A 20,209-nucleotide genomic window follows, 5' to 3' on the forward strand; every position below is an offset into this window, starting at 1 on the left:
CAGGGAGGATCCGTGATGGATCATGCAAGCTTTACAGATATCTGCCTGCACCAGCTGAAGATGTCCGGCGTGCGGAAGGACGAACGCCTGATCGTGCTGACCCAGGGCAACGAACGCCTGGACTACGCCGATGCCTTCATGGCCGCCGGTCGGATCCTGGGCGCCAACATGTATCACATGCGCCTGCCGGCGCCGCCTGTCGTCGGGGCCTGGGCTGTGGGGCAGACCGGCCTCGCGGCGATGCCCGAAGCGGTCGAGGCCCTGAAGAACTGTGACATGCTGATCGACTGCGTGTTCCTGCTGTTCAGCCCGGAACAGTTCGCAATCCAGGACGCGGGCACCCGGATCCTGACCGCGGTGGAGCCGCCCGAGCTGCTGGCCCGGATGCTGCCCAGCCAGGAACTGCGCGAGAAGGTCGAGATCGGCGCCGAGTATCTGGCGAAGGCCAAGGTGATGCGCATTACCTCGCCGCATGGCACCGATGTCACCTACAAGCTCAACACCTATCCCACCGTGGCCGAATACGCCTGCACCGACCAACCGGGCCGCTGGGACCACTGGCCCTCGGGCTTCGTCTTCACCGGCGGGGACGACGACGGCGTGGACGGGCAGATCGTGGTGGCGCCGGGCGACGTGCTCTTGCCGCAGAACATGTACGTGCGCGACCCGATCACCTACACGATCGAGAAGGGCTGGATCACCGATATCCGCGGCGGGCTGGATGCGGAACTGGTCAAGTCCTACATGGCCGCTTTCGACGACCCGCGCGGCATGGGGATGAGCCACGTAGGCTGGGGCATGAACCGCGATGCGCACTGGCACGGCATGACCCCGGGCGAATTCCCCGGCGGCATGGGCATGGAGCCGCGCAGCTTCTACGGCAACGTGATGTTTTCGACCGGGCCCAACAATGAACTGGGCGGCCCGAACGACACCGCCTGCCACCTGGATATCCCGATGCGCGGCTGCTCGCTCTTCCTCGACGACGAGCCGATCGTGATCGACGGCGATCTCGTCGTGAAGGAGATGCAGATCGCGCGCCGCTGAGCGCGGCCCGTTCCCCCAGTCAGCGCCGTCTCTGTCCGGGTCCCGCGATCCGGCGGGGCGGACGCGCCCCTCCGGAGTTACACGAGATGTCCCAGCAACAGGTTTATGACGACGCCGGTTTCGGGCGGAAAGTGCCACGCGGCACCCGCCCGGCCATCGTGGTGGTGGATTTTTCCTACGGGTTCACCGACACGCAATATCCTACCGCCGCCGACATGAGTGCCCAGATCGCCGCGACCCGCCGGCTGACCGAGGCCGCGCGTGCTGCCGGTTTCCCGGTGATCTACACCACCATCGCCTACCAGCCCTGGGAGGCGGCGACCCTGCCTTGGCTGCAGAAGGCCACGGGCATGGCCGCGCTCACCGCGGGCTCGCGCCTGGTCGAGATCGACGCCGCCACCGGCATCCGCCCCGAGGATCCGGTGATCGTTAAGCACGGCGCTTCGGCCTTCCACGGCACCAACCTTGCCGGCCTGCTCACCGGCGCCCGCATCGACACACTGATCGTCACCGGTGCCACGACCTCCGGCTGCGTCCGCGCCACCGTCGTCGACGCCGTCCAGTCTGGCTTCAACGTCCTCGTCCCCGAAGACTGCTGCGCGGACAGGGCAAAACAACCTCATGACGCAAATCTGTACGACATCGGACAAAAATACGCCGACGTCACCAACGCAGAGGAAATCCTAGGCTGGATGGAAACCCTTTCCGCCTGAATGACGCAGATAGTCACCAAGAAAATGGCACGCGAAAAGCGCCTATTTTTGCAGCCGGATTTCGCATGCTTTGCAAAGGAAAACAGCCCCGGAACTCGGGGCTGTTCCGACGTGTGAAGGGATCGCCGAAAGTCGCAGTCATCGGGTCATGGTTGTAGACTCGCTTGGGCTTTTCGGGCTCTTTCAACCATGTGTTCGCGTCCGAGACCGTCTGTACCTTGGTTGCCGGGTCGTGCCGGGTGTTCTCGTGTTTCTGACGTTATCCCTACCGGACAGATCGGCGTGATTGCATTACGGAGGATTTCTGGTTCATCGAACCCATTATGGGGCGAAGATGAACAAGAAATCCAGAACATCGAAGGACGCCGCTGGCAAGCTGGTCAGGGGCATCATACGCAAGACCTGCAAGCATTACTCGGCCGAAGAGAAGATCAGGATCGTCCTGGCTGGCCTGCGGGACGAGGAAAGCATCGCCGCGCCGTGTCGCTGCGAGGGGATTGCCGAGAGCCTGTACCATTCCTGGTCCAAAGCGTTCCTCGAGGCAGGGAAGGCCAGACTGTCGGGCGACACCGCACGTCAGGCGACGGCGCCCGAGGTCAAGGAATTGCGGTCGGAATCTGCTGCCCTGAAGGAGGTGGTCGCCGAGTTGACGCTCGAGAACCGGCTGCTCAAAAAAAGCATGATCGGCTGTCAATCGGCAGGCAATCTTGCCCCCTTATCGGCGCCGAAAATTGATCCCCTCGGAGCTGAGCTGGCCCGGCGCTGCGTAGTCCTCACACAGCGCAGCCGTATCGGGCCCGCGGGTTCTCGGTCATTCACGGGTCTTGAAGCGCCAGCTCTCGTTGCCGGTTTCGAGGATGTCACAGTGATGGGTCAGCCGGTCGAGGAGCGCGGTTGTCATCTTGGCGTCGCCAAAGACCGAAGGCCATTCCCCGAAGTCGAGATTGGTTGTCACGATGATCGAGGTGCGTTCGTAGAGGCGGCTGATGAGATGGAACAGCAACTGGCCGCCGGTCTGGGCGAAGGGAAGGTAGCCAAGCTCGTCAAGGATCAGGAAGTCGAGGCGGCACAGCAGGTCTGCGGTGCGCCCCTGCCGGTCGGCACGAGCTTCGGCATCGAGCTTGTTCACCAAGTCCACGGCATTAAAGAACCGCCCTCGTTTGCCTCGCCGGATGCAGGCCCGGGCGATGCTCACAGCAAGGTGGGATTTGCCGGTCCCGGTGCCGCCGATGAGCACAACATTGCGCTGCTGTTCAAGGAAGCCCCCGGCGGCCAGGTCGCGCACCAGCGTCTCGTTGACAGGCGTGCCCTCGAAGTCGAGCTCCTTGACCTCTTTCGTCAGAGGTAGCGTGGCGATCGTCATCTGGTATTTGATCGCGCGCGCCTGTTTCTCACTGATCTCGGCGGCCAGGAGGTCGCCAATGATCTGTTGTGGCTCGTACTGGCGCTTGATCGCCGTGGTGATGATCTCGTCGTAGGCCGTCCTCATGCCGTAGAGCTTCAACTGGCCCATGGCGTCCAGCACCTGTGATCGTTCCATCGGTTTTTCTCCGGAGACTGTCATGGCGATCGCAATTGGCAGCAGGCTCGCAGGCCAGCTTCAGCGCATCCGGCGTCGTGATTGTCAACGGCGGTGGCGGTTCGCGGTGGCGCGCCAGAATGTTCAGAACGACCGGAATAGACGTTGTGCGCCAGCGCCTCCGAGCAGGCCGCTTCGACGGCTTCGATGCCATCACTGAGCACGGCACCGAGGATCTCGACCAACTGGCGGTCGCCACCGGGCTGGTGCTCCAGCTTGCGCCGCACACGGCGCAGTGCCGGCGGCAATTCCCATTCTTTGAAGGGCGCGCCGTTGCGCAACGCGCCAGGTTTGCGCGCCAGGACGGGTACGTAATGCACGGGATCGTAGACGGTGGTGTTTCGCCCGAAGACCCGATCATGGCGAGCGACAACCTGCCCGTCCTGCCAGCATTCCAAACGGTCGGCGTAGGCCCTGATCTCGACCGGCCGCCCAACAGTCCGAGCATCGACCGAGTAGAGGTTCTTGTCGAAGCGCACGAGGCAGGGTGAAGGGCGTCCAGGAATTGGTACAGTGGACCAATTCAGCCCTGAACGGGCGGAGCCCCGGGCTTGGACACCGATGCCGGCACCGCGTGGAAGCCATCGAACGGGCCGACATAAGGGATCAGGCTCGGCCGCTCGGCTTGGGACACCTCCCAAACCGTCTTCTCCGGTATGTCGGGATGTTTGTTCGCTTTGGCGTGGGCCATACACGGTCCTCGAGCCAGGCGTTCAACTCGGCGAGGGATTTGAACTTGGGGCGCGGTACAAAGAAGCGCTGCCGGAGGACGCCGACCTGGTTCTCGACCTGGCCCTTCTCCCAGCCCGATGCGGGCGTGCAGGCGACCGGATCGACCAAGTAGTGCCCGCACATCTGCTGGAACCGGCGATTGTAGGCGCGGTCCTTGCCAACAAAGATCGTGTCCACCGCCGTCTTCGCGTCCATTGTCCTCGGACCATGTATGGATGGCCCCTTGGCAAGAGCTTTGTTCGGGTCCGGCAATCTGGTCGGTCGCGGCCATGTATTCGGCGTCTGTGTGCAGCGGTTTTACGGCTGCGCGCCCTGATGAAGTCAGCCGGCGGGCGGGTCCCGATCAATGGCACGCACTTCGAGGTGCTCCGGTCCGAACTGGGTATCCCGTTCCGCTTCTTACCGTCCCTGTGCCATCACCTCACGCTGCGCCTCACCATCTCTGGGCCTGCCGGTTCGCGACCGGCTTGGCCGTTCTTTGCCTGGCCGTTCTTTATCGTCTCAAGCCATGGTGTTCCGGTAGCTGTCGCCCCGCCTTATCAGCGCCCAGATCGTCCGGGCCATGCGGTTAGCCAGTGCGATAGCGACCACCTTTACGGGCTTGCGGGCGAGCATCCGGTCGATCCAGTCCGGCACCCGGCCTGATGCACCCTCTCTACGTCCGCGCCGCGCACTGATCTGGGCCATGGCGCCGAGGTAAAGCAGCCTGCGCAGGTACCGATTGCCAGCCTTGGAAATCCGCCCGAGCCTCTCTTTCCCGCCACTGGAATGAGCTCGCGGCGTCAGGCCGAGCCACGCCGCGTAGTCGCGCGCGCTGCGGAAGGCGGCCACATCGGGGGTGGTGGCCGCAAACGCGCTGGACGAAATCGTACCCACCCCGGGTACCGTCGCAAGTCGACGCGCCAGCGCGTCTTCGCCCTGCATCTCCCCGATCCGCGCAGTGACCTCTTCGATCCGGGCCTGTGTGTCGCGCAGTTGACCGGCCAGCATGTCCAGCGCCGGACGCGCCGTAGAATGCACGTCGCGGGCTGCGTCGAGCAGGCGATCGACGTGATGGATTCCCTTCGGCACGACGATCCCGAACTCGCCGAGGTGCGCACGGATCGCGTTTACGATTTGCGTTCTCTGCCGGACGAGGAAGTCCCGTGCCTTGTGATCGAGCAGGGCCGCCTGCCGCTGCGCCGACTTCACCGGCACGAAGCGCATCGTCGGGCGGGTCACCGCCTCGCAAATGGCCTCGGCATCAGCGGCATCAGTTTTGCCCCTCTTCACGTAGGGCTTCACATAGGCGGGCGGCATGAGACGGACTTCATGGCCAAGGGTTGCCAGTTCTCGCGCCCAATGATGGGCCCCCGCGCAGGCTTCCATGCCAACGAGGCAAGGGCCCAGCCGGGCAAAGAACACCAGGACCTGCGACCGCCGCAACTGACGGCGGCAGATGACCGTGCCTTCCGTGTCCACTCCGTGAACTTGGAAAACGTTCTTGGCCAGATCGAGGCCGATGGTGTTGGGTTGGTCCATGGATGGCTCCTCTCAGGTGCGGGCTTTCACAGACCCACCTTGGCACAACGCGAAGCCGCTGGTGGGGCCATCCACACCATCAATGGCGCATCAATGGCTCACCGTTAGCTCTTTCCCAGTAGGTCCTTCAAGACGACGTTGTCCAACATGGTATCGGCCAACAGGCGCTTGAGCTTGACGTTCTCGTCCTCCAGTGCCTTCAGCCTGGCGGCCTCGGATACGTCCAGGCCGCCATACTTGGACTTCAGCTTGTAGAACGTCGCCGTGCTCAGGCCATGCCTACGGCACACCTCCGCAGTCGGCATTCCGTTCGGCGCTACGATTGATCCACTGGATCAATCGCTTCACGCTTGAACCCTTTTCCTTGATCATCCCGATGATTTGCGCCTCGGTGAAACGGCTCTTTCGCATTTGTCTGCTCCTTCAAAGTTTGCTCTGCCTCTACATTACGGTGAGGGATTTCGCGGGGGCAGGTCAGTCCTGTGCTTTCGGGCAAACATCATCTGTTCGCCGCCCGGGAGGGGCGGCGCTCGCGAGATCATTGTCTTGTTTCGGTGGGTGCCGGGTCGTCAGACGCCCTTGACGCGCCACTTGGGGAGTGTCCAGCGGACGTTCTTGTCAAGTTCCGCCAGCACTGCCGAGATATGCGCCACGTCCGCGAGAGCCGCCTTGCGCGCGGCGGGGTCCGCGAGATCGGCGTTCTCGATTTCCCGAAGGCGGGCCTGAAGCTCTTCTTTCTTGAATCGGTTAACTACCAAAGCGAGTTCGACCGCTGCGAACAGCAGGTTATCGATCATGTTCTCGGCGCGCCCGATGGATCCGCGTGCCCCCTGGAACATCTCGTCACGGTCACCGTCGCCCATTGCTTCTTCGAATGCAAAGGCTTCAGGACCTCTGTCATCCTCAAAGACCGGCATCTCGATCCCCATAAGTTCGAAGTTGATTCGCGCACACTGAAGTCCTCGTGATCGTCGAGGTGTTCGAAGAAGGGTATTCGGAGGTACCGGTATGTGCAGTCCTCCTGGCGACGCTCCTCTTCGCGTTGCCGTTCCAGTTGTCGTCTTTTGCGCTCAGTTGCTAAAAGTGCCATTTTTTTGAATCTGCATCCCCGTGATCTCCGTTGTGAACGTGAATACAACATTCACAACGCAAGTCGAAATACTCGCGGTCGCAAGTGGCTGTACCGCATGCTGATTTTGATGGTGGGAAGGAGGGTGAGGCGCAGGAGGAGAGCTTTAAAACTCTACGTATTATCAGGTGGTTGCGCCGGTTTTTGGCGGAGAGGAAGGCCGCCATAGGTTAGTCCGGCACCTGCCGCAAAGATCCCAAGATGTTCAACGGTTAATGAAAAAAACCACCTTCACTTGTGCAAGGTGTTCCGGCATGATCCGAGGCAATCCACGTCAAGGTGGGGGACATGCTGGGGGATATGTTTGACCATGAATATCAGGAAACCAGAAAAAGCGCTGTCGGCCCGTTTCGTGGAGAGCGTCACCGACCCGGGCAAATACTTCGACGGACACGGGCTCTTTCTAAGGGTGGCAAGGAACGGCGCGAAGCAATGGGTGCAGCGCATCGTCATTCGCGGCAAGCGGACGGAACTCGGGCTCGGCAGCCCGCCCGCCGTGACGCTGGCGACGGCGCGCAAGGTCGCGCTTGAAAACCGGGGCAAGGCGATGCTGGGCGGCGATCCGCTGGCTGACAAGCGCAAGGCCCGCGAAGGCATGACCTTCGGCGAGGCCGTGGACAAATACCTGTCTTCGAAACTGGATGAATTCAGGAACGACAAGCACCGCAAGCAATGGCGTTCGACGCTGGACACCTACGCCGCGCCGGTTCTCGGGCCGAAGCTTGTTTCGGAGATCGAGGTGCAGGACGTGCTGCGCGTGCTGCAACCGATCTGGACCGTGAAGACCGAAACCGCTTCCCGCCTGCGCGGGCGGATTGAAAACGTGCTGTCCTGGGCCACGGTGGCAGGGCATCGCAAGGGTGACAACCCGGCGAGGTGGAAAGGCAACCTGTCCGAGACGCTGCCCAAGCCCGCGAAGGTGGCCAAGGGAGACAATCAACCGGCCTTGGCGCTGCCGGACGTATCGCGTTGGTGGACCGATCTGCGGCAACGCGACGGCATGGCCGCGCGGGCGCTCGAATTCCTGGCGTTGACGGCTGCCCGCTCGGGCGAGGTGCGCGGCATGACATGGGACGAAATCGACCTCGGGACCGTTGCGACATCCGCGACTTCTGCGACACGGGGAGCCGTCTGGACCGTCCCGGCATCGCGGATGAAGAACGGGCGGGAGCATCGCGTGCCTTTGACGCCCGAGGCTGTCGCGGTGCTGGAAGCCCTGCCGCGAATGGATGGCTCGCCGTACGTGTTCTTCGCCCCGCGTGGCGGGATGCTGTCGGACATGTCCATTTCAGCGGTCATGCGGCGGATGCAAGACGCCGAGGTTAAGGCGGGCCGTGCGGGTTATCTCGACCCGCGCAACAAGCGACCCGCCGTGCCGCACGGTCTGCGCTCGACATTCCGGCAATGGGCGGCAGAGCGGGGCTATCCCCGTGACATGGCCGAAATCGCGCTGGCCCACTTCATCGGCTCGGAGGTGGAGCGGGCCTATCAAAGATCCGACATGCTCGACCGACGGCGGGACATGATGGCGGCTTGGGCTGCCTTTCTCAGAGGGCAAGCGGTGACCAACGGCAACCTGATTAACATGGCCATGCCCAAATGAAGGCATCACGCGATGAACTGAAAATCCGTATCGAACCGATCTTGGAGCAGCATCTCGGCTTGGACGAAGTGCCTGGATCTGCGCGTAGCATGCTGGTTGATTTTTTTCTTTCGGCGATAATGGCCGCTAAAGAGAACCGCATCGGAAGGCCCCTCGAAGCAGAGAAGAACAAGGCAGACAAACAACTCAGAAACATCGCTCATTTGCTCAAGAAAGTTGAAACCGCATTGTGGGGCCTGAACCCGCTGGCCCGTGAACTCCTGGCGCGTGATCATGACGGTTTGCTCGACTTATCGAACGGAGAGTTCGAGGAGTTCGTCTGGGCGGGCACAAAATTGGGCTCATCCAATGTAGCTGATGACTTCAGTCGCCTGTGCACCGCGCTGCGCCAATCCTTGGAACGAACCTCATCCGAGCTTGAGGGCAGGTTACAGTCCTTTGGCAGAGGGGCGCCACCTAAGGATGGCGCGTTTGCGGTGGCGCAGTGTTGTGCGCTGGCTTTCAGGGAGTACGTTGCTGAACCGGCTCACCCAACTTGGAACGATTACGCACATACGACGGAAGGCCGATTCTATTCGTTTGTGAAAACCATCTTCGAAGCTGGAGAAGTAGACGCGAGCCCAGAAGAGTACGCCAAGCAAGCGATTGATTCTATGAGGAGAAATAATTCAGAAAAGAACTGAATTTCCTCCCTTATCTTTGCATTCCATGTTCCGTCACGTTCCCGGTGTGTTCAAGATACACACAAGGGAAAAAATGATGGATGCCCACAGCAAGAAGCCCCACGCGCAACACGAAATCGCACGTCGCGCGCAGAAGCAGGCAGAGGCCAACGAAAAGGCCAGAGTGGAAGCAGGTCGAATCTCTAGGTTTGACTGGGCGCAAGAAGCCAGTTCCCCGCATGCCTCACACATTTCCCCGCATGCCTCACACATTCGCCTTCTCCGCCGCCGCGAGGTGGAGAACCGTACAGGGCTCTCTCGCTCTACACTCTATGACTGGATGAAGCGTGGTGAATTTCCCAGGCCTGTTAAGTTGGGGGCGCGTATCGTCGCGTGGCGCGAAACCGACATAGTCGCCTGGCTCGAAAGCCGCAAAACGCGGGTGTCCTGAACGATGGCCGCCAATGAAAACCCCGGCGCGCTGGCGGGCGCGACCGGAGTCGAAAGCCTCATGCAAAGCTTCAGTTTCTGTGGAGAGTATATCGCTGCTCTTCCCCTTGTGGCAATGCACTTGTGGGTGTGGGCATGAGCGTTCCCGACATCCCCTTCGACATTTTCCCAGCGGGGCCCAACAAGGCCCCCCTCATTTCCGGCTGGCAGTGGAAGGCCACGCGCGACCCGCAAACAATTTCGCAGTGGCACGCTCACGGAGCCCGGGCTTGGGGCATTCCCTGCGGTGCAGCCAATGGGCTGTTTGTCATCGACCTGGACGTGGACAAGGTCACTGGTGATCGCATTGGCGAGCAGTTCTTGATGCAGGCCGTCAGCTACGCGCCGCTGCTGGACAAGATCAATGTTCGAACACCATCGGGAGGCGCACACATCTATCTTCAGCACTTCGATGGCGCACGGAACACGACAGGTAAGATTGGTAAAAAGATCGACACCCGCGGCGAAGGCGGGTTCGTGATTGCGCCTGGCTCGGTCACTGCAGGCGGGGAATACAAAGGCTACTTCCCTGTGCTTGAGACGGTGCCGTTCGGGCTGCGCGCGTTGCTACTGAGGCAGCCTGCGACGCCGGCACGCAACACAGGCTGCACCACGCCTACTGACGAGGTGCGCGAGTTGCTGTCGCATATCCCGGCAGATTTGCCCTATTCGGACTGGCTGGCCGTCCTGATGGCTCTGCATGACCGCTACGGCGGGTCCGAGGAAGGGCTGGCTTTGGCGGATCAGTGGAGCGCGGGCGGGAAGAAGTATCGCCCCGGCGTGGTGGCCGCGAAGTGGCGGTCATTCAAGCGCAGCGGCGTGACCTTTTCGACCATCCCGGCACTGGCGCGCCAGCACGGGGCCGATTTGTCCGAGATTGCGCGGAGGCGCGCGCAATGACCATCATCAACCTCAACAGCAACCGGCCCCGCGCATCCGAGATCGAGGCTCGTCTTGTGGGCCTGTCGGCAATCGAGCCGGTACTTACGCTCAACCACTTGGTCAAGGGCTGGCTGTCCCGTGGCGGGCTGTCCATGCTCTACGGCCCGTCGAACGCGGGAAAGACGTTCGTGGCCTTGGACATCGCCATGCACATTGCGGCGGGCAAAGCGTGGCGCGGGTGCCGGGTGAACGGTGGAGCGGTGCTCTTCATCGCCGCTGAGGGAGGCGCGGGCGTCCGCAACCGGCTGGCTGCGTTCAAGCGAGAGCGCCCTGATATGGCGTCCGCACCCTTCACCCTGTTGCCCATCAGTCTGGACATGCACGGCCAAGGGGACGCGCTGGCCGTCTGCGAGATCATCCCTGATGCGGCCCCCGCCCTGGTGGTCGTGGACACGCTGGCCCGTAGCATGGGCGTCGGGGACGAGAACACGGCCAAAGATGCGGCCATGTTCGTGAAGAACTGCGACCTGATCCGAGAGGCCACCGGGGCGCATGTCATGGTGGTGCATCACACTGGCAAGGACGAGGATCGAGGGGCACGGGGTTCGTCTGCGCTGAGGGCTGCGGTGGATACTGAAATCAGCGTCACGTCCAAAGGCGAGATCGTATGCAAGAAGCAGCGGGACATGGCTTATGCCGAGCCGCTGAACTTCACCCTGCGGTCGGTCACGCTGGGGCGGGACGAGGATGGTGATCCCGTCACAAGCGCGGTGGTCGAGGCCAGCGAGCCGCCCAAGAAGGCCCTGACCGGCACGCATAAGATTGCCATGCAGGCGCTGGATGACGCCTTGCGCAACCACGGCGAGACCAGGAGCGGCGACACATACCCGAGCAACCGCAAGGTGGTCCATGTGGATCATTGGCGCGAGGCATGTGGCGTCCACGGCCTGACCAAGGGCGACAGTGCGAGTGCGGCCCGCAAGGCGTTCGTCCGCAACAAGAAGAAACTCATGGAATTGGACGAGGTGCGCGTGTGGGGCGACCACGTTTGGAAGGTAAAGGATGATGACTGAGTACCGGGACATTCGTGACATTGCGGGACAGTCCGGGACATGTCCGGGTCAGTTAAACGGGACGGACGGGACACACCTCTAGGAGGTGTCCTGTCTTTCCCTCTGGCGATTGGGCAGGCTGTGGCACAACGACAAGAGCAGTACACGGAACCCAACGTTTGGCTGAAAGCGTTTCGATGCCGTCTCTACCGGCCCGGAGAAGCTCTGGGACCTTAGCGCAGTCGCAGCGACTTTCGGTATGAGCGGAGGCCGCGATGAGCGATGACGTCGCCTGCTACGACCTTAGTTCCTCACCTACGAGGATCCCATCGTTAGAGAGGCCGAGGAAATGCGTGAAGCCGTACCAGCCTCTACAGCCATTGACATGGTCGGTAGCGTTTCCCCCAAAAGCCGCAGGGCCAGCTTGCCCACCCTAAAGAACACCGCCTTCGCACAGGCCCCGGCTGCCGGCACGACGACAGTCGCGGCCTATGTCGAAGCAGGTTACAAAACAAGCCCCTCGACCGCCGCCAAGATGAACGCAAATGAAAGCATCCGGCAGCGTATTCGCGACTTGCAGGACGCTGCCGCCGAACGGGCTGAAATGATGGCGGCACAGGTGCTGGAAGACATCGGACATCCGCGAGCTCTGCGATCAGGACGGCAACCTCCTGCCCGTGGAGGCCATGCCCGACAGGACCGCCAGGGCCATCTAGTCGATCAAGGTCACCTCGAAAGCCGTTCCCGCCTCCGACGCAGGCGAAATGGTGTTCACGACCGAGATCAAGTTTTGGGACAAGACCGCCACCCTGGATCGCCTGTTCTGCCATTTCGGCCTTCATGAGTAATCCCAACGGGCCGACCCAGTGGCGGCATTGCTCAATGCCCTGATGAAATGCGCCCGCCCCTTGCCCGTGGCCACCGATAAGGCGTCCGCCTGTACTAACAGGCGGGATCGCTGCAATCGGGATCCGGGCCCATAACAACGTCACCACAATCAGCGCAAAACCGGCGGAAATTCCGCGCCGCCATCACATTTCCCCCACCATCGCCACATGTATAGTCGCCGAAAAAACCACGAGGGGCGCACATGCTGACAGGCAACATCCGAAACCAGGTTAACCGGGTCTGGAACGCCTTCTGGTCCGGTGGGGTCTCCAACCCGCTCTCCGTGATCGAACAGCTCACCTTCCTCATGTTCATCAAGCGGCTCGACGACCTGCACACGGTCGAGGAACGCAAGGTCGAGGACCTCGGTGGCCCCATCGCCCGTCGCTTCTTCCCCGAAGGCCATGCCGATAAATGGGAATTCAGCGGAAGCCAGTTCAAATCTTTCGGAACCTATCGCGGATAGCACTTGAAAACCCAAACAGCACACGATCGGCCAAACCTGTGATGACGGTTCCCAAACAGGATTGTCGCACGTCGTTCACCAACGGTGGGGTTACAATGATGTGGCCCCTCCCACGGCAGCGCTATGCCAGGGTTGGAGGTCTACACTCGTCTGGCTTGTCTGCCCGGTCTGTCGCGAGTGGATACTGCTCCCCCCGCGACAGACCGGATCGCGTCAGGTCGAGAATTCGAAGAAGACCGGCTGGTGGTCCGAGCCTTGTGCCCCCGTGTCGACCCATGCCTTGGAGACACGTGCTGCGAGGTCCCGGGTGACAAAGCAATAGTCGATCCGTTCGGCATAAGTGTCAAAGAAGATGGTCGGACCTTCGTCCTCGGCGTGACCGGCGGCAACCCAGGCATCGGCAAAGCCATGTGCTTCGCGCACCCGACCGAACAGGCGCGACTTGCCACCGACCATCACGTCGTATTCGGCACTGTCCGGAGCAAAGTTGCAATCCCCCATCAGGATGACCGGGGCGGGCATCGGCGGTTCGGGGCGCTCGAACCAACCATCGTCGAAGGGGCCGCCCCAGCTGGCCCCGGCACGCGGTCCGTCCAGCAGGATCTCTTTGGCAAGGGCAATCTGCGGCAGACGAGTCGACGGACCGATGTGATCGAAATGAACCGAGGCGCAGCGCAGTGCGCCCATCGGAGTGTCGATCACCGCTTCGACCATTGCGCGGCGCGAATGAACAAGCCCGTGTAGCGCCACCTTTGGTAGGGGATGATTGGTAACCGACAGCAGGGGCCAACGCGACAGGATCATGTTGCCGAACTGCCGGCGCTTGTTGATGACCCGCCCGTTCTGAACAACCGACACATCCGCATCGATCCCCGGCCCGTAGGACCAGTACATATGCGGCATCCGTTCGGAGAGTTCCCTTGCCTGATCCAGGTCGCCGCTGCGTTCAACGTGGGTTTCCACCTCTTGCAGGGCGATCAGGTCAGCGTCACCCAGTTCGGCCACAATACGATCCAGATCGTACCGGCCGTCTTTGCCCTTGGCATATTGGATGTTGTAGCTTGCGCAGAGCATGGAAAGAGTCCTTTTAGTCAGTGGCTTGCGTGGTCAAGACGGTCGCGCAGGCTGTCTCCGAGCAGACTGATCGCGAGGGCGGTGAGGAAAATGGCCAAGGCGGGCAGGGCGGCAAGCCACCAGTGCAGCACCATGTGGCCACGGGATTCATTGAGCATCAGCCCCAGAGAGGTCATGGGCGGCTGGATGCCAAGCCCGACAAAGCTCAGCCCGGCTTCCAGCAAAATGGTCTCGGGCAGGTTGATGGTGAATTGCACCACGATGGCCCCGGCGATGTTCGGCGCGAGGTGGATCAGCGTCACCCGCCATTCGGCCAAACCCATGGCGCGGGCCGCCCGGGCGTATCCCCTCGTATTGGCGTCCAGGACCAGCCCCCGTGCCAGACGGGCGTATCGCTCCCAGCCCTGAAACCCCAGCAGCAGGATGAACAGCGCAAGGTTGTTGCCGAAAAAGGCGATGATCAGCAGCGCGAAAATCAGGAAGGGCAAAGCGGATTGCGCATCGACCAACGCCATCACGGCTTCTTCGAAGAGGCCGCCCCATTGCGCGGCAAGCACCCCAAGCAGCGTGCCCAGGACGGCCCCGATGACCGTGCCGGCCAGTGCGACAATCGCCGAGATGCGGATGGCGTAAATCAGGCGCGATAGGACGTCCCGGCCAAGGTGATCGGCGCCCAGCAGGTGATCGGAACTGCCGCCAAGGAAAACCGGGGGGGCGAGGCGGGACAAAAGATCCTGTTCTTCGTAGCCATAGGGAGCCAGCACCGGCGCAAACAGCGCCACTAGGCACATCACGGCCAGCCAGCCTATGGCCAGCATCAGGCCAAACGGCCAGCGGCGCCTAGCGGCGGGAAAGGCGAAGCTGGGGGTTGAGGAGAACATAGGTCAAATCCACAATGAAGTTGGCGGCAATCATGGTGCCCGCAAACAGCAGGACCAGAGCTTGCACCACGGCAAGATCCCGTGCCGTGATCGCATCAATCAGAAGTCGCCCGATCCCGGGCCATGCAAAGATCCATTCAACGATGATGGACCCACCGACGAGACCACCGGCGATAAAGCCCATGACCGTCACCAGCGGAATCGCGGCATTTGGCAGGATGTCGCGCAGGATCACCTGTCGCATCGGCCATCCCTGCGCCCGTGCGGCCAGAACATGCGGCAGTCCCATGACTTCCAGCGTGGCTGCGCGGGCATAGCGGGCCACGATCGCCGCATTGGCCGTGGCCAGAGTCAGCAGCGGCAGAACCAGATGCGCAGGGGTTCCATGCCCCGAGCTTGGCAAAAGGCGGTACTCCACGGCAAAGACCCAGATCAGCCCGACGCCCAGGACATAAGAGGGCATCGCATAGCTGGCCACGGCGAGCGACATGACCAGACGGTCCAGCCATTTCCCCTGCCGGAACGCGGCAAAGACACCGGCAGGCAGGCCGAACACCAGCATGAAGAGAAAGCTCAGCCCCATCAGCAGAAGCGTGTTGGGCAGCCTTTCCGCGATGATCCCGGCCACGGGCCGACCGTCCGAATAGGAGGTACCAAGCCGTCCGTGCAACAGCCCGTCGATATAGATGGCGTATTGCGACCACAGCGCCTGATCCAACCCCCAGAGCTTGCGATAATAGTCGATGATCTCGGGCGGGGTCGTTTCCGGCGAGAACTGCGACAGGACTGGATCGCCGGTGATGCGCAGCACAAAGAACGTGAAGGTGACGACTATCCACGCGGTGATGAGCGCGCGGATCAGACGGGTGATCAGCATCCGGGTCATTGTGCCATCACCTTGGCCCGGGCCGCTTGCGGCGTTGAGGGGAGAGCGCCGGTCTGGTCGTGATGGCAGGCCACTTGCCGACCGTCCCGGGCGCGCGTCAGAACCGGCGGAGCCTCGCGGCACAGTTGTGTCGCGCGCGGGCAACGCGGGTGAAAACGGCAGCCCGGAGGCGGGGCCGAAATGTCGGGCGGCCCGCCGACAAGAGCCTTGCGGCGGCGGGGGGCGCCCGGATCGGGGCTGAGAAGCGCGCCGATCAATGCTTGGGAATAGGGATGGCGCGGATCGTGAAACACCTCGTCCGCCGTGCCCAGTTCCACGATCTGTCCAAGGTACATGACGGCGATCCGGTCGCTGATATAGCGCACCACCCGCAGGTCATGCGAAATAAAGACCCCGGTCAGCCCCAGTTGCCGCCGAAGGTCCGCCAGCAGGTTCAGCACCTGTGCCTGCACAGAGACATCGAGGGCGGAAACCGGCTCGTCAAAGACGGTAAAGACGGGTTCGACCGCTAGCGCCCGTGCCATCACCGCCCGTTGTTGCTGCCCACCGGACAATTGATGCGGATAGCGCTCTGCATGATCGCGGCCAAGGCCCACGCGGGACAGCCATTCCCGGGCCTTCGCCTGCGGATCTTCGGCCACACGATGTGTGCGGATGCCTTCGGCGACCTGATAGCCGATCGTAAGGCGCGGGTTCAGCGCCGACATGGGATCCTGAAACACGTATTGCAGCCGCGACCGTGACTTGCGGTAGGCCAACCGGTTGCGCGGCGCGGGATCGGTGCCGGCAACGGTGATCCGGCCCGCGCTGGGCCGGTCAAGCCCCGCCAGAAGCCGCGCCAGGGTGGACTTTCCGCAACCGGACTCTCCGACGATGCCCAGCATCTCGCCCTCGCTGACGCGGAACGAAAGGTCACAGAGGATCCGCAGCGGCGGCCGCCGGAACATCCATCCGCCGGCCGGAACCGACTGCGACAGATCCGCGACCTCGATCAGGGGCGGGGGCAAAAGGCGCATGGTCATGCAAACCCCATGTGGCAGAACACGTCATGAGCGCCGCGCCGATGTGGTTCGGGGCGCATCTGGCGGCAGGTTTCGGTGGTATGGGCGCAGCGGTCGGCCAGCGCGCAGGCGTTCCGCCCGGCGACGGCAAAGGCAGGGGCCTGCCCGGGCAGCGGAGCAAGCGGGGCCGCGCCATGTTCCGGCGGGATCGATCCCAGCAAAGCGCGGGTGTAAGGATGGGCAGGGGCTGCGAACAACTGTGCCACCGGGGCGCGTTCGACAATGCGGCCAGCGTACATGACGGCAACATCCTGCGCGGTTTCGGCGATCACCCCGAAATCATGGCTGACAATCAACAGGCCCATGTCCTGTTCCCGGCACAGGGACTTCAACAGGTCGAGGATGTCGGACTGGGTCGTTACGTCCAATGCTGTGGTTGGCTCGTCCGCGATCAGCAACGAAGGCCGCCCGGCAAGCGCCCCCGCAATCAGCACCCGCTGGTTCTGGCCACCGGACAATTCATGCGGATAGCTCTTCATCCGGCGTGCGGCGCCAGGGATGCCCATGGCGTCCAGCAGGCGGATCGCCTCGGCTTCGGCAGCGCGGCCTGTCAGTCCGCGATGCAAGCGCAGAAGATCGGTCAGGAACCTCCCGACCCGGCGCATCGGGTTCAGCGCGGCAAAAGGATCCTGAAACACCATGGCCGCATGTTTTCCGCGTGCGGTGGCGATTGCATCTTGCTGCCCCTTGAAACGGACGCTGCCCGAGGTCCTGCACAGCGCTGGCGGCAAAAGGTCAAGTATGGCAAGGCAGGTCAGGCTTTTGCCGGACCCGCTTTCGCCCACGATGCCCATTGTCTGCCCCGGCATCAGCCGCAGCGACACGTCCGAAATCAGCGGCGGCTGATCGGCCCCCTTGGGTCCGATGGCCAGTTCCGAGACCTCCAGCAACGGGGAAGAGGAGGCGGAGGTCGCCTCCTCGATGTGCATGGATCCGGTCATCCAAAGCTCAGGTTGTTGGGACGCAGTTCCATCCATTCGAAGGTCACCGGGCGCCAATTGATGTCGGCCCGCACGCCATACAGTTCGTAGGGGCGATAGAGCGGGAAACCCGGAGCTTCGTCGTCGAAAATGTCGAGCGCTCGCTGGAAGGCCGCCGTCCGTTCGGGACTGTCAGGCGATACCTTGATGGTTTCCAGCAGGTTGTTGAACTCTTCAGGTGCTTTCCAGCCATAGTTGGCCTGCACGTTCGAGGTCGGGCCCCAATCGGTGGTCAGCGGGGCAACAGGATCGGGCAGCGGGAAACCGTTCGACCAGTTGCGGCTCATCAAGCCGTCGCCGGTGACCTGTCCCCAGTTTTCCATGATGACCAGTTCGACGTTCAGCCCGGCCTCTTGCCACCATTGCTGCATGACTTGCGCGGCGGCGACAGAGTTCACATAGTAATCGTTAAGTGTGCGGAAGGTGATCGTTTCGCCGGTATAGCCTGCCTCGGACAGCAGTTGTTTCGCTGTTTCGACATGTTGGCCATAGGCCGGGCGGTCCGCGTCATAGGCCATCCCTTGCGAGGGGATTTGGAAACCATTGGTGACGCCGGCCATTCCTTTCCACAGGGCAGTGTTCAGGGCGTCGCGGTCGACGCACAGCGACATTGCCTTGCGGATGCGTTTGTCCGACAGGATGTTGTCGACCTGATTGTGGACGATCAGATGCGTGTTCTCGATGGTGGCGCCGCGCGCGTCGACGTTGTCATAGCGGTCCAGCAGGGCAATATCGTCCGGCGACAAGGCGCAGGCGAAATCATACTCTCCCGAGATCAGGCCCGCCGCGCGGGTCGACGCTTCGGGAACGACCACGAAGGTAATGGTGCGGGCGGTGGGGCGACCGCGGTAGTAGTCATCGTTGGCTTCCAGAACGATCCGGTCTCCGCGGATGAATTCCTTCAGCTTGTAGGGGCCGGTGCCGATGGGAGCCGCGCCGAACCCGTCCAGACCCATGTCGCGGAACGGACCTTCTGGAACGACCCAACCAATCCACGAGGCAAGACGCTTTTCCAGCGCATAATCGGGGCCGGCGGTGACGAAATCAACGGTGCGGTCGTCGCGGGCCGTGACCTCGACCAGATCGGGACGGAAGTAGGTCGCCCGAGGAGTCATCGGCTCAGCGCCGAACATGCGGTCTTCGCCAAAGGAGAACGCCACGTCCCGCGCGGTCAGGCGTTCGCCGTTGTGAAACAGAACGTCGTCGCGGATGGTGGCACGGACGCGGTTCGGGCCCAGACGCTCGATCCCGGTGGCGATGGCGGGCTGGATCTGGGTGCCGCTACCGTCGGCGTTGCCAAGATAGTCACGGTACATCAGCGTGTCGAACATGGCGTTAACGACGCGCAGGCCGACGTTTGAGATCGCCTGGATCGGTTCGAAATTGTCGACAAGCGCCTGAACGGCGATGGTCACGTCGGGGCGGCCTGATTGTGCCAGGGCAGGCATGCCAAGCGTTGCGCTGGCGGCAAGGGCGGTGCCGCCGGCCAGAAACTGGCGGCGGGTGGGAAGCAGAAGACGAGTCATCGGGGTCTCCGGTTGCAACAAGGGTCCGAGCAGACGGCAAGCGCAAAAGAGTTTCGCGGCGCCGTGCCTGCTCGCGCTGTCGAGATGCACCGCCGTTCATGACAATCGGATAACAACTGTGGTCAAGAGTGCCGGGGTTAATGAAAGTTTCACTCACAGTCGCTAACTGTGTGGCAGTGTGAGGACACGGGATTCGGATTTGTCAGCAGACCCCGAAAAATTTGCCGCGGCCCCCAGCGCGGAGTGGATGTCGTGGCGCGATTGCTTTGGCCATTTCCGGCAGGAGATCCGCGAAGGACGCATCGCCCCCGGCAGCCGCTTGCCCTCGCTGGCCGAGGTTGAGGCGCGGTTCGGGCTGACACGGTTCGGGGCCCGCCGCGTCATCGAGGCCTTACGCGCCGAGGGCCTGGTCCACAGCTGGCAAGGGCGCGGCAACTACGTGGCGGAGCGCCCGCTGCGCTTTCGGGTCAGCTCGACAACACGGTTCAGCACCAATGTCAGACGCGATGGCCGTTCCGGGCGGGTTGAAATCCTTGATTGTGGTATGCGCCGCGCTCCGGACGAAGTCGCGGCGCACCTAGGGATCACGGTCGGCACAGCGGTACCATTTGCGCTGTTGCTGGGCTATATTGAGGATCGCCCTGCAGTTCTGGGGCAGCACAGTTTTGCCCCGGACCTGCCGGAGAACCTGCTGGATGCCCTAGCCCATCGGGGCGGCAGCGTCAGCCAGGCCCTTGCCGACACGGGTTTTTCCGGATTTCACCGACATAATACATTGTTCGAAGCGCGATTGCCCACCCGGCATGACGCGTTGACGCTGGATATTCCGCCCTTGCAGCCGGTTATGGTCACAACGGCGCTGAACGTCAGCAGCAAGGACGGGCGCATCCTGGAATTGTCGCGTGCCGTGGCCCGTGCCGACCTTGTCGCCTACGAGGTGCCAACAACGCCGGCGTGACCGGCCCGTGCTATAGGCGCGACATGCGCAGCCCTTAGTTCGTTTGGCTATAAATGTCTAACAACCGTTCAATGTGGCGC

The 20,209-nt window shown here is 62.4% G+C and carries 18 protein-coding genes and 3 pseudogenes; 10 read left to right on the plus strand and 11 right to left on the minus strand.

What is annotated here, in order from left to right; all coding sequences use genetic code 11:
- Positions 1 to 15: 15 nt before the first annotated feature.
- From ACQY5B_RS02230 to ACQY5B_RS02240, 3 genes and pseudogenes are all read left to right on the plus strand, one after another.
- Positions 16 to 1,047 (plus strand): 2,5-dihydroxypyridine 5,6-dioxygenase NicX family protein, encoded by a 1,032-nt coding sequence (locus ACQY5B_RS02230; protein WP_420328724.1) that lies wholly within the window; start codon positions 16 to 18, stop codon positions 1,045 to 1,047.
- 86 nt (positions 1,048 to 1,133) lie between these two features.
- Positions 1,134 to 1,760 (plus strand): isochorismatase family protein, encoded by a 627-nt coding sequence (locus tag ACQY5B_RS02235; RefSeq protein WP_305971743.1) that lies wholly within the window; start codon positions 1,134 to 1,136, stop codon positions 1,758 to 1,760.
- Between the two features lie 334 nt (positions 1,761 to 2,094).
- Positions 2,095 to 2,436, plus strand: a pseudogene (locus ACQY5B_RS02240) (transposase); the annotation flags it as partial.
- Between the two features lie 135 nt (positions 2,437 to 2,571).
- Here the strand turns inward: ACQY5B_RS02240 and istB are convergent.
- From istB to ACQY5B_RS02265, 5 genes and pseudogenes are all read right to left on the minus strand, one after another.
- Complete coding sequence (istB, locus tag ACQY5B_RS02245) at positions 2,572 to 3,300, minus strand: IS21-like element helper ATPase IstB (protein ID WP_420326563.1); 729 nt, start codon at positions 3,298 to 3,300, stop codon at positions 2,572 to 2,574.
- Positions 3,233 to 4,257, minus strand: a pseudogene (locus ACQY5B_RS02250) (Mu transposase domain-containing protein); the annotation flags it as partial. The gene istB and the pseudogene ACQY5B_RS02250, both read right to left, overlap by 68 nt.
- A gap of 315 nt (positions 4,258 to 4,572) precedes the next feature.
- Positions 4,573 to 5,592 (minus strand): IS110 family RNA-guided transposase, encoded by a 1,020-nt coding sequence (locus ACQY5B_RS02255; protein ID WP_420324722.1) that lies wholly within the window; start codon positions 5,590 to 5,592, stop codon positions 4,573 to 4,575.
- Between the two features lie 110 nt (positions 5,593 to 5,702).
- Positions 5,703 to 6,003: pseudogene (locus ACQY5B_RS02260) on the minus strand (transposase); the annotation flags it as partial.
- 158 nt (positions 6,004 to 6,161) lie between these two features.
- Positions 6,162 to 6,455 (minus strand): hypothetical protein, encoded by a 294-nt coding sequence (locus ACQY5B_RS02265; RefSeq protein WP_306043515.1) that lies wholly within the window; start codon positions 6,453 to 6,455, stop codon positions 6,162 to 6,164.
- A gap of 576 nt (positions 6,456 to 7,031) precedes the next feature.
- Here ACQY5B_RS02265 and ACQY5B_RS02270 point away from each other — a divergent pair.
- The 6 genes from ACQY5B_RS02270 to ACQY5B_RS02295 all read left to right on the plus strand — a co-directional run bounded on the left by ACQY5B_RS02270 (position 7,032) and on the right by ACQY5B_RS02295 (position 12,763).
- On the plus strand, positions 7,032 to 8,324 hold the full coding sequence (locus tag ACQY5B_RS02270) for a tyrosine-type recombinase/integrase (RefSeq protein WP_420326562.1): 1,293 nt from the start codon (positions 7,032 to 7,034) through the stop codon (positions 8,322 to 8,324).
- The gene (locus tag ACQY5B_RS02275; RefSeq protein WP_420326561.1) at positions 8,321 to 9,007 is read left to right on the plus strand and encodes a hypothetical protein; all 687 of its coding nucleotides are present in this window, start codon (positions 8,321 to 8,323) and stop codon (positions 9,005 to 9,007) included. The genes ACQY5B_RS02270 and ACQY5B_RS02275 overlap by 4 nt, the downstream gene beginning before the upstream one ends.
- Positions 9,008 to 9,032: 25 nt before the next feature.
- Entirely contained in the window at positions 9,033 to 9,437 is a 405-nt protein-coding gene (locus ACQY5B_RS02280; protein WP_420326560.1) for a helix-turn-helix transcriptional regulator, read from the plus strand.
- 134 nt (positions 9,438 to 9,571) lie between these two features.
- Complete coding sequence (locus ACQY5B_RS02285) at positions 9,572 to 10,375, plus strand: bifunctional DNA primase/polymerase (RefSeq protein WP_420326559.1); 804 nt, start codon at positions 9,572 to 9,574, stop codon at positions 10,373 to 10,375.
- Positions 10,372 to 11,430: a helicase RepA family protein gene (locus tag ACQY5B_RS02290; RefSeq protein WP_420326558.1), complete on the plus strand. Its 1,059-nt coding sequence runs from the start codon at positions 10,372 to 10,374 to the stop codon at positions 11,428 to 11,430. The genes ACQY5B_RS02285 and ACQY5B_RS02290 overlap by 4 nt, the downstream gene beginning before the upstream one ends.
- Before the next feature lie 1,069 nt (positions 11,431 to 12,499).
- Positions 12,500 to 12,763 (plus strand): type I restriction-modification system subunit M N-terminal domain-containing protein, encoded by a 264-nt coding sequence (locus ACQY5B_RS02295; protein WP_420326557.1) that lies wholly within the window; start codon positions 12,500 to 12,502, stop codon positions 12,761 to 12,763.
- Positions 12,764 to 12,976: 213 nt separating this feature from the next.
- On the opposite strand, the gene ACQY5B_RS02300 is transcribed toward ACQY5B_RS02295, so the two are convergent.
- The 6 genes from ACQY5B_RS02300 to ACQY5B_RS02325 are packed head-to-tail and all read right to left on the minus strand — an operon-like array spanning position 12,977 to position 19,171.
- Complete coding sequence (locus ACQY5B_RS02300; RefSeq protein ID WP_420326556.1) at positions 12,977 to 13,837, minus strand: endonuclease/exonuclease/phosphatase family protein; 861 nt, start codon at positions 13,835 to 13,837, stop codon at positions 12,977 to 12,979.
- Between the two features lie 17 nt (positions 13,838 to 13,854).
- A complete protein-coding gene (locus ACQY5B_RS02305; protein ID WP_420326555.1) occupies positions 13,855 to 14,718 on the minus strand; it encodes an ABC transporter permease in 864 nt (287 codons plus the stop codon).
- Entirely contained in the window at positions 14,678 to 15,604 is a 927-nt protein-coding gene (locus ACQY5B_RS02310; protein ID WP_420326554.1) for an ABC transporter permease, read from the minus strand. The genes ACQY5B_RS02305 and ACQY5B_RS02310 overlap by 41 nt, the downstream gene beginning before the upstream one ends.
- Entirely contained in the window at positions 15,601 to 16,626 is a 1,026-nt protein-coding gene (locus tag ACQY5B_RS02315) for an ABC transporter ATP-binding protein (RefSeq protein WP_420326553.1), read from the minus strand. The genes ACQY5B_RS02310 and ACQY5B_RS02315 overlap by 4 nt, the downstream gene beginning before the upstream one ends.
- Positions 16,623 to 17,606 carry an ABC transporter ATP-binding protein gene (locus ACQY5B_RS02320; RefSeq protein ID WP_420326552.1) on the minus strand — a complete coding sequence of 328 codons (984 nt, stop codon included), beginning with the start codon at positions 17,604 to 17,606 and terminating at the stop codon, positions 16,623 to 16,625. The genes ACQY5B_RS02315 and ACQY5B_RS02320 overlap by 4 nt, the downstream gene beginning before the upstream one ends.
- Positions 17,603 to 19,171 (minus strand): ABC transporter substrate-binding protein, encoded by a 1,569-nt coding sequence (locus tag ACQY5B_RS02325; protein WP_420326551.1) that lies wholly within the window; start codon positions 19,169 to 19,171, stop codon positions 17,603 to 17,605. The genes ACQY5B_RS02320 and ACQY5B_RS02325 overlap by 4 nt, the downstream gene beginning before the upstream one ends.
- 247 nt (positions 19,172 to 19,418) lie before the next feature.
- On the opposite strand from ACQY5B_RS02325, the gene ACQY5B_RS02330 reads away from it, so the two are divergent.
- A complete protein-coding gene (locus ACQY5B_RS02330; RefSeq protein WP_420326550.1) occupies positions 19,419 to 20,129 on the plus strand; it encodes a GntR family transcriptional regulator in 711 nt (236 codons plus the stop codon).
- Positions 20,130 to 20,209 lie beyond the last annotated feature (80 nt).

Source organism: Antarctobacter sp. (assembly GCF_965277915.1).
GTDB lineage: Bacteria > Pseudomonadota > Alphaproteobacteria > Rhodobacterales > Rhodobacteraceae > Antarctobacter.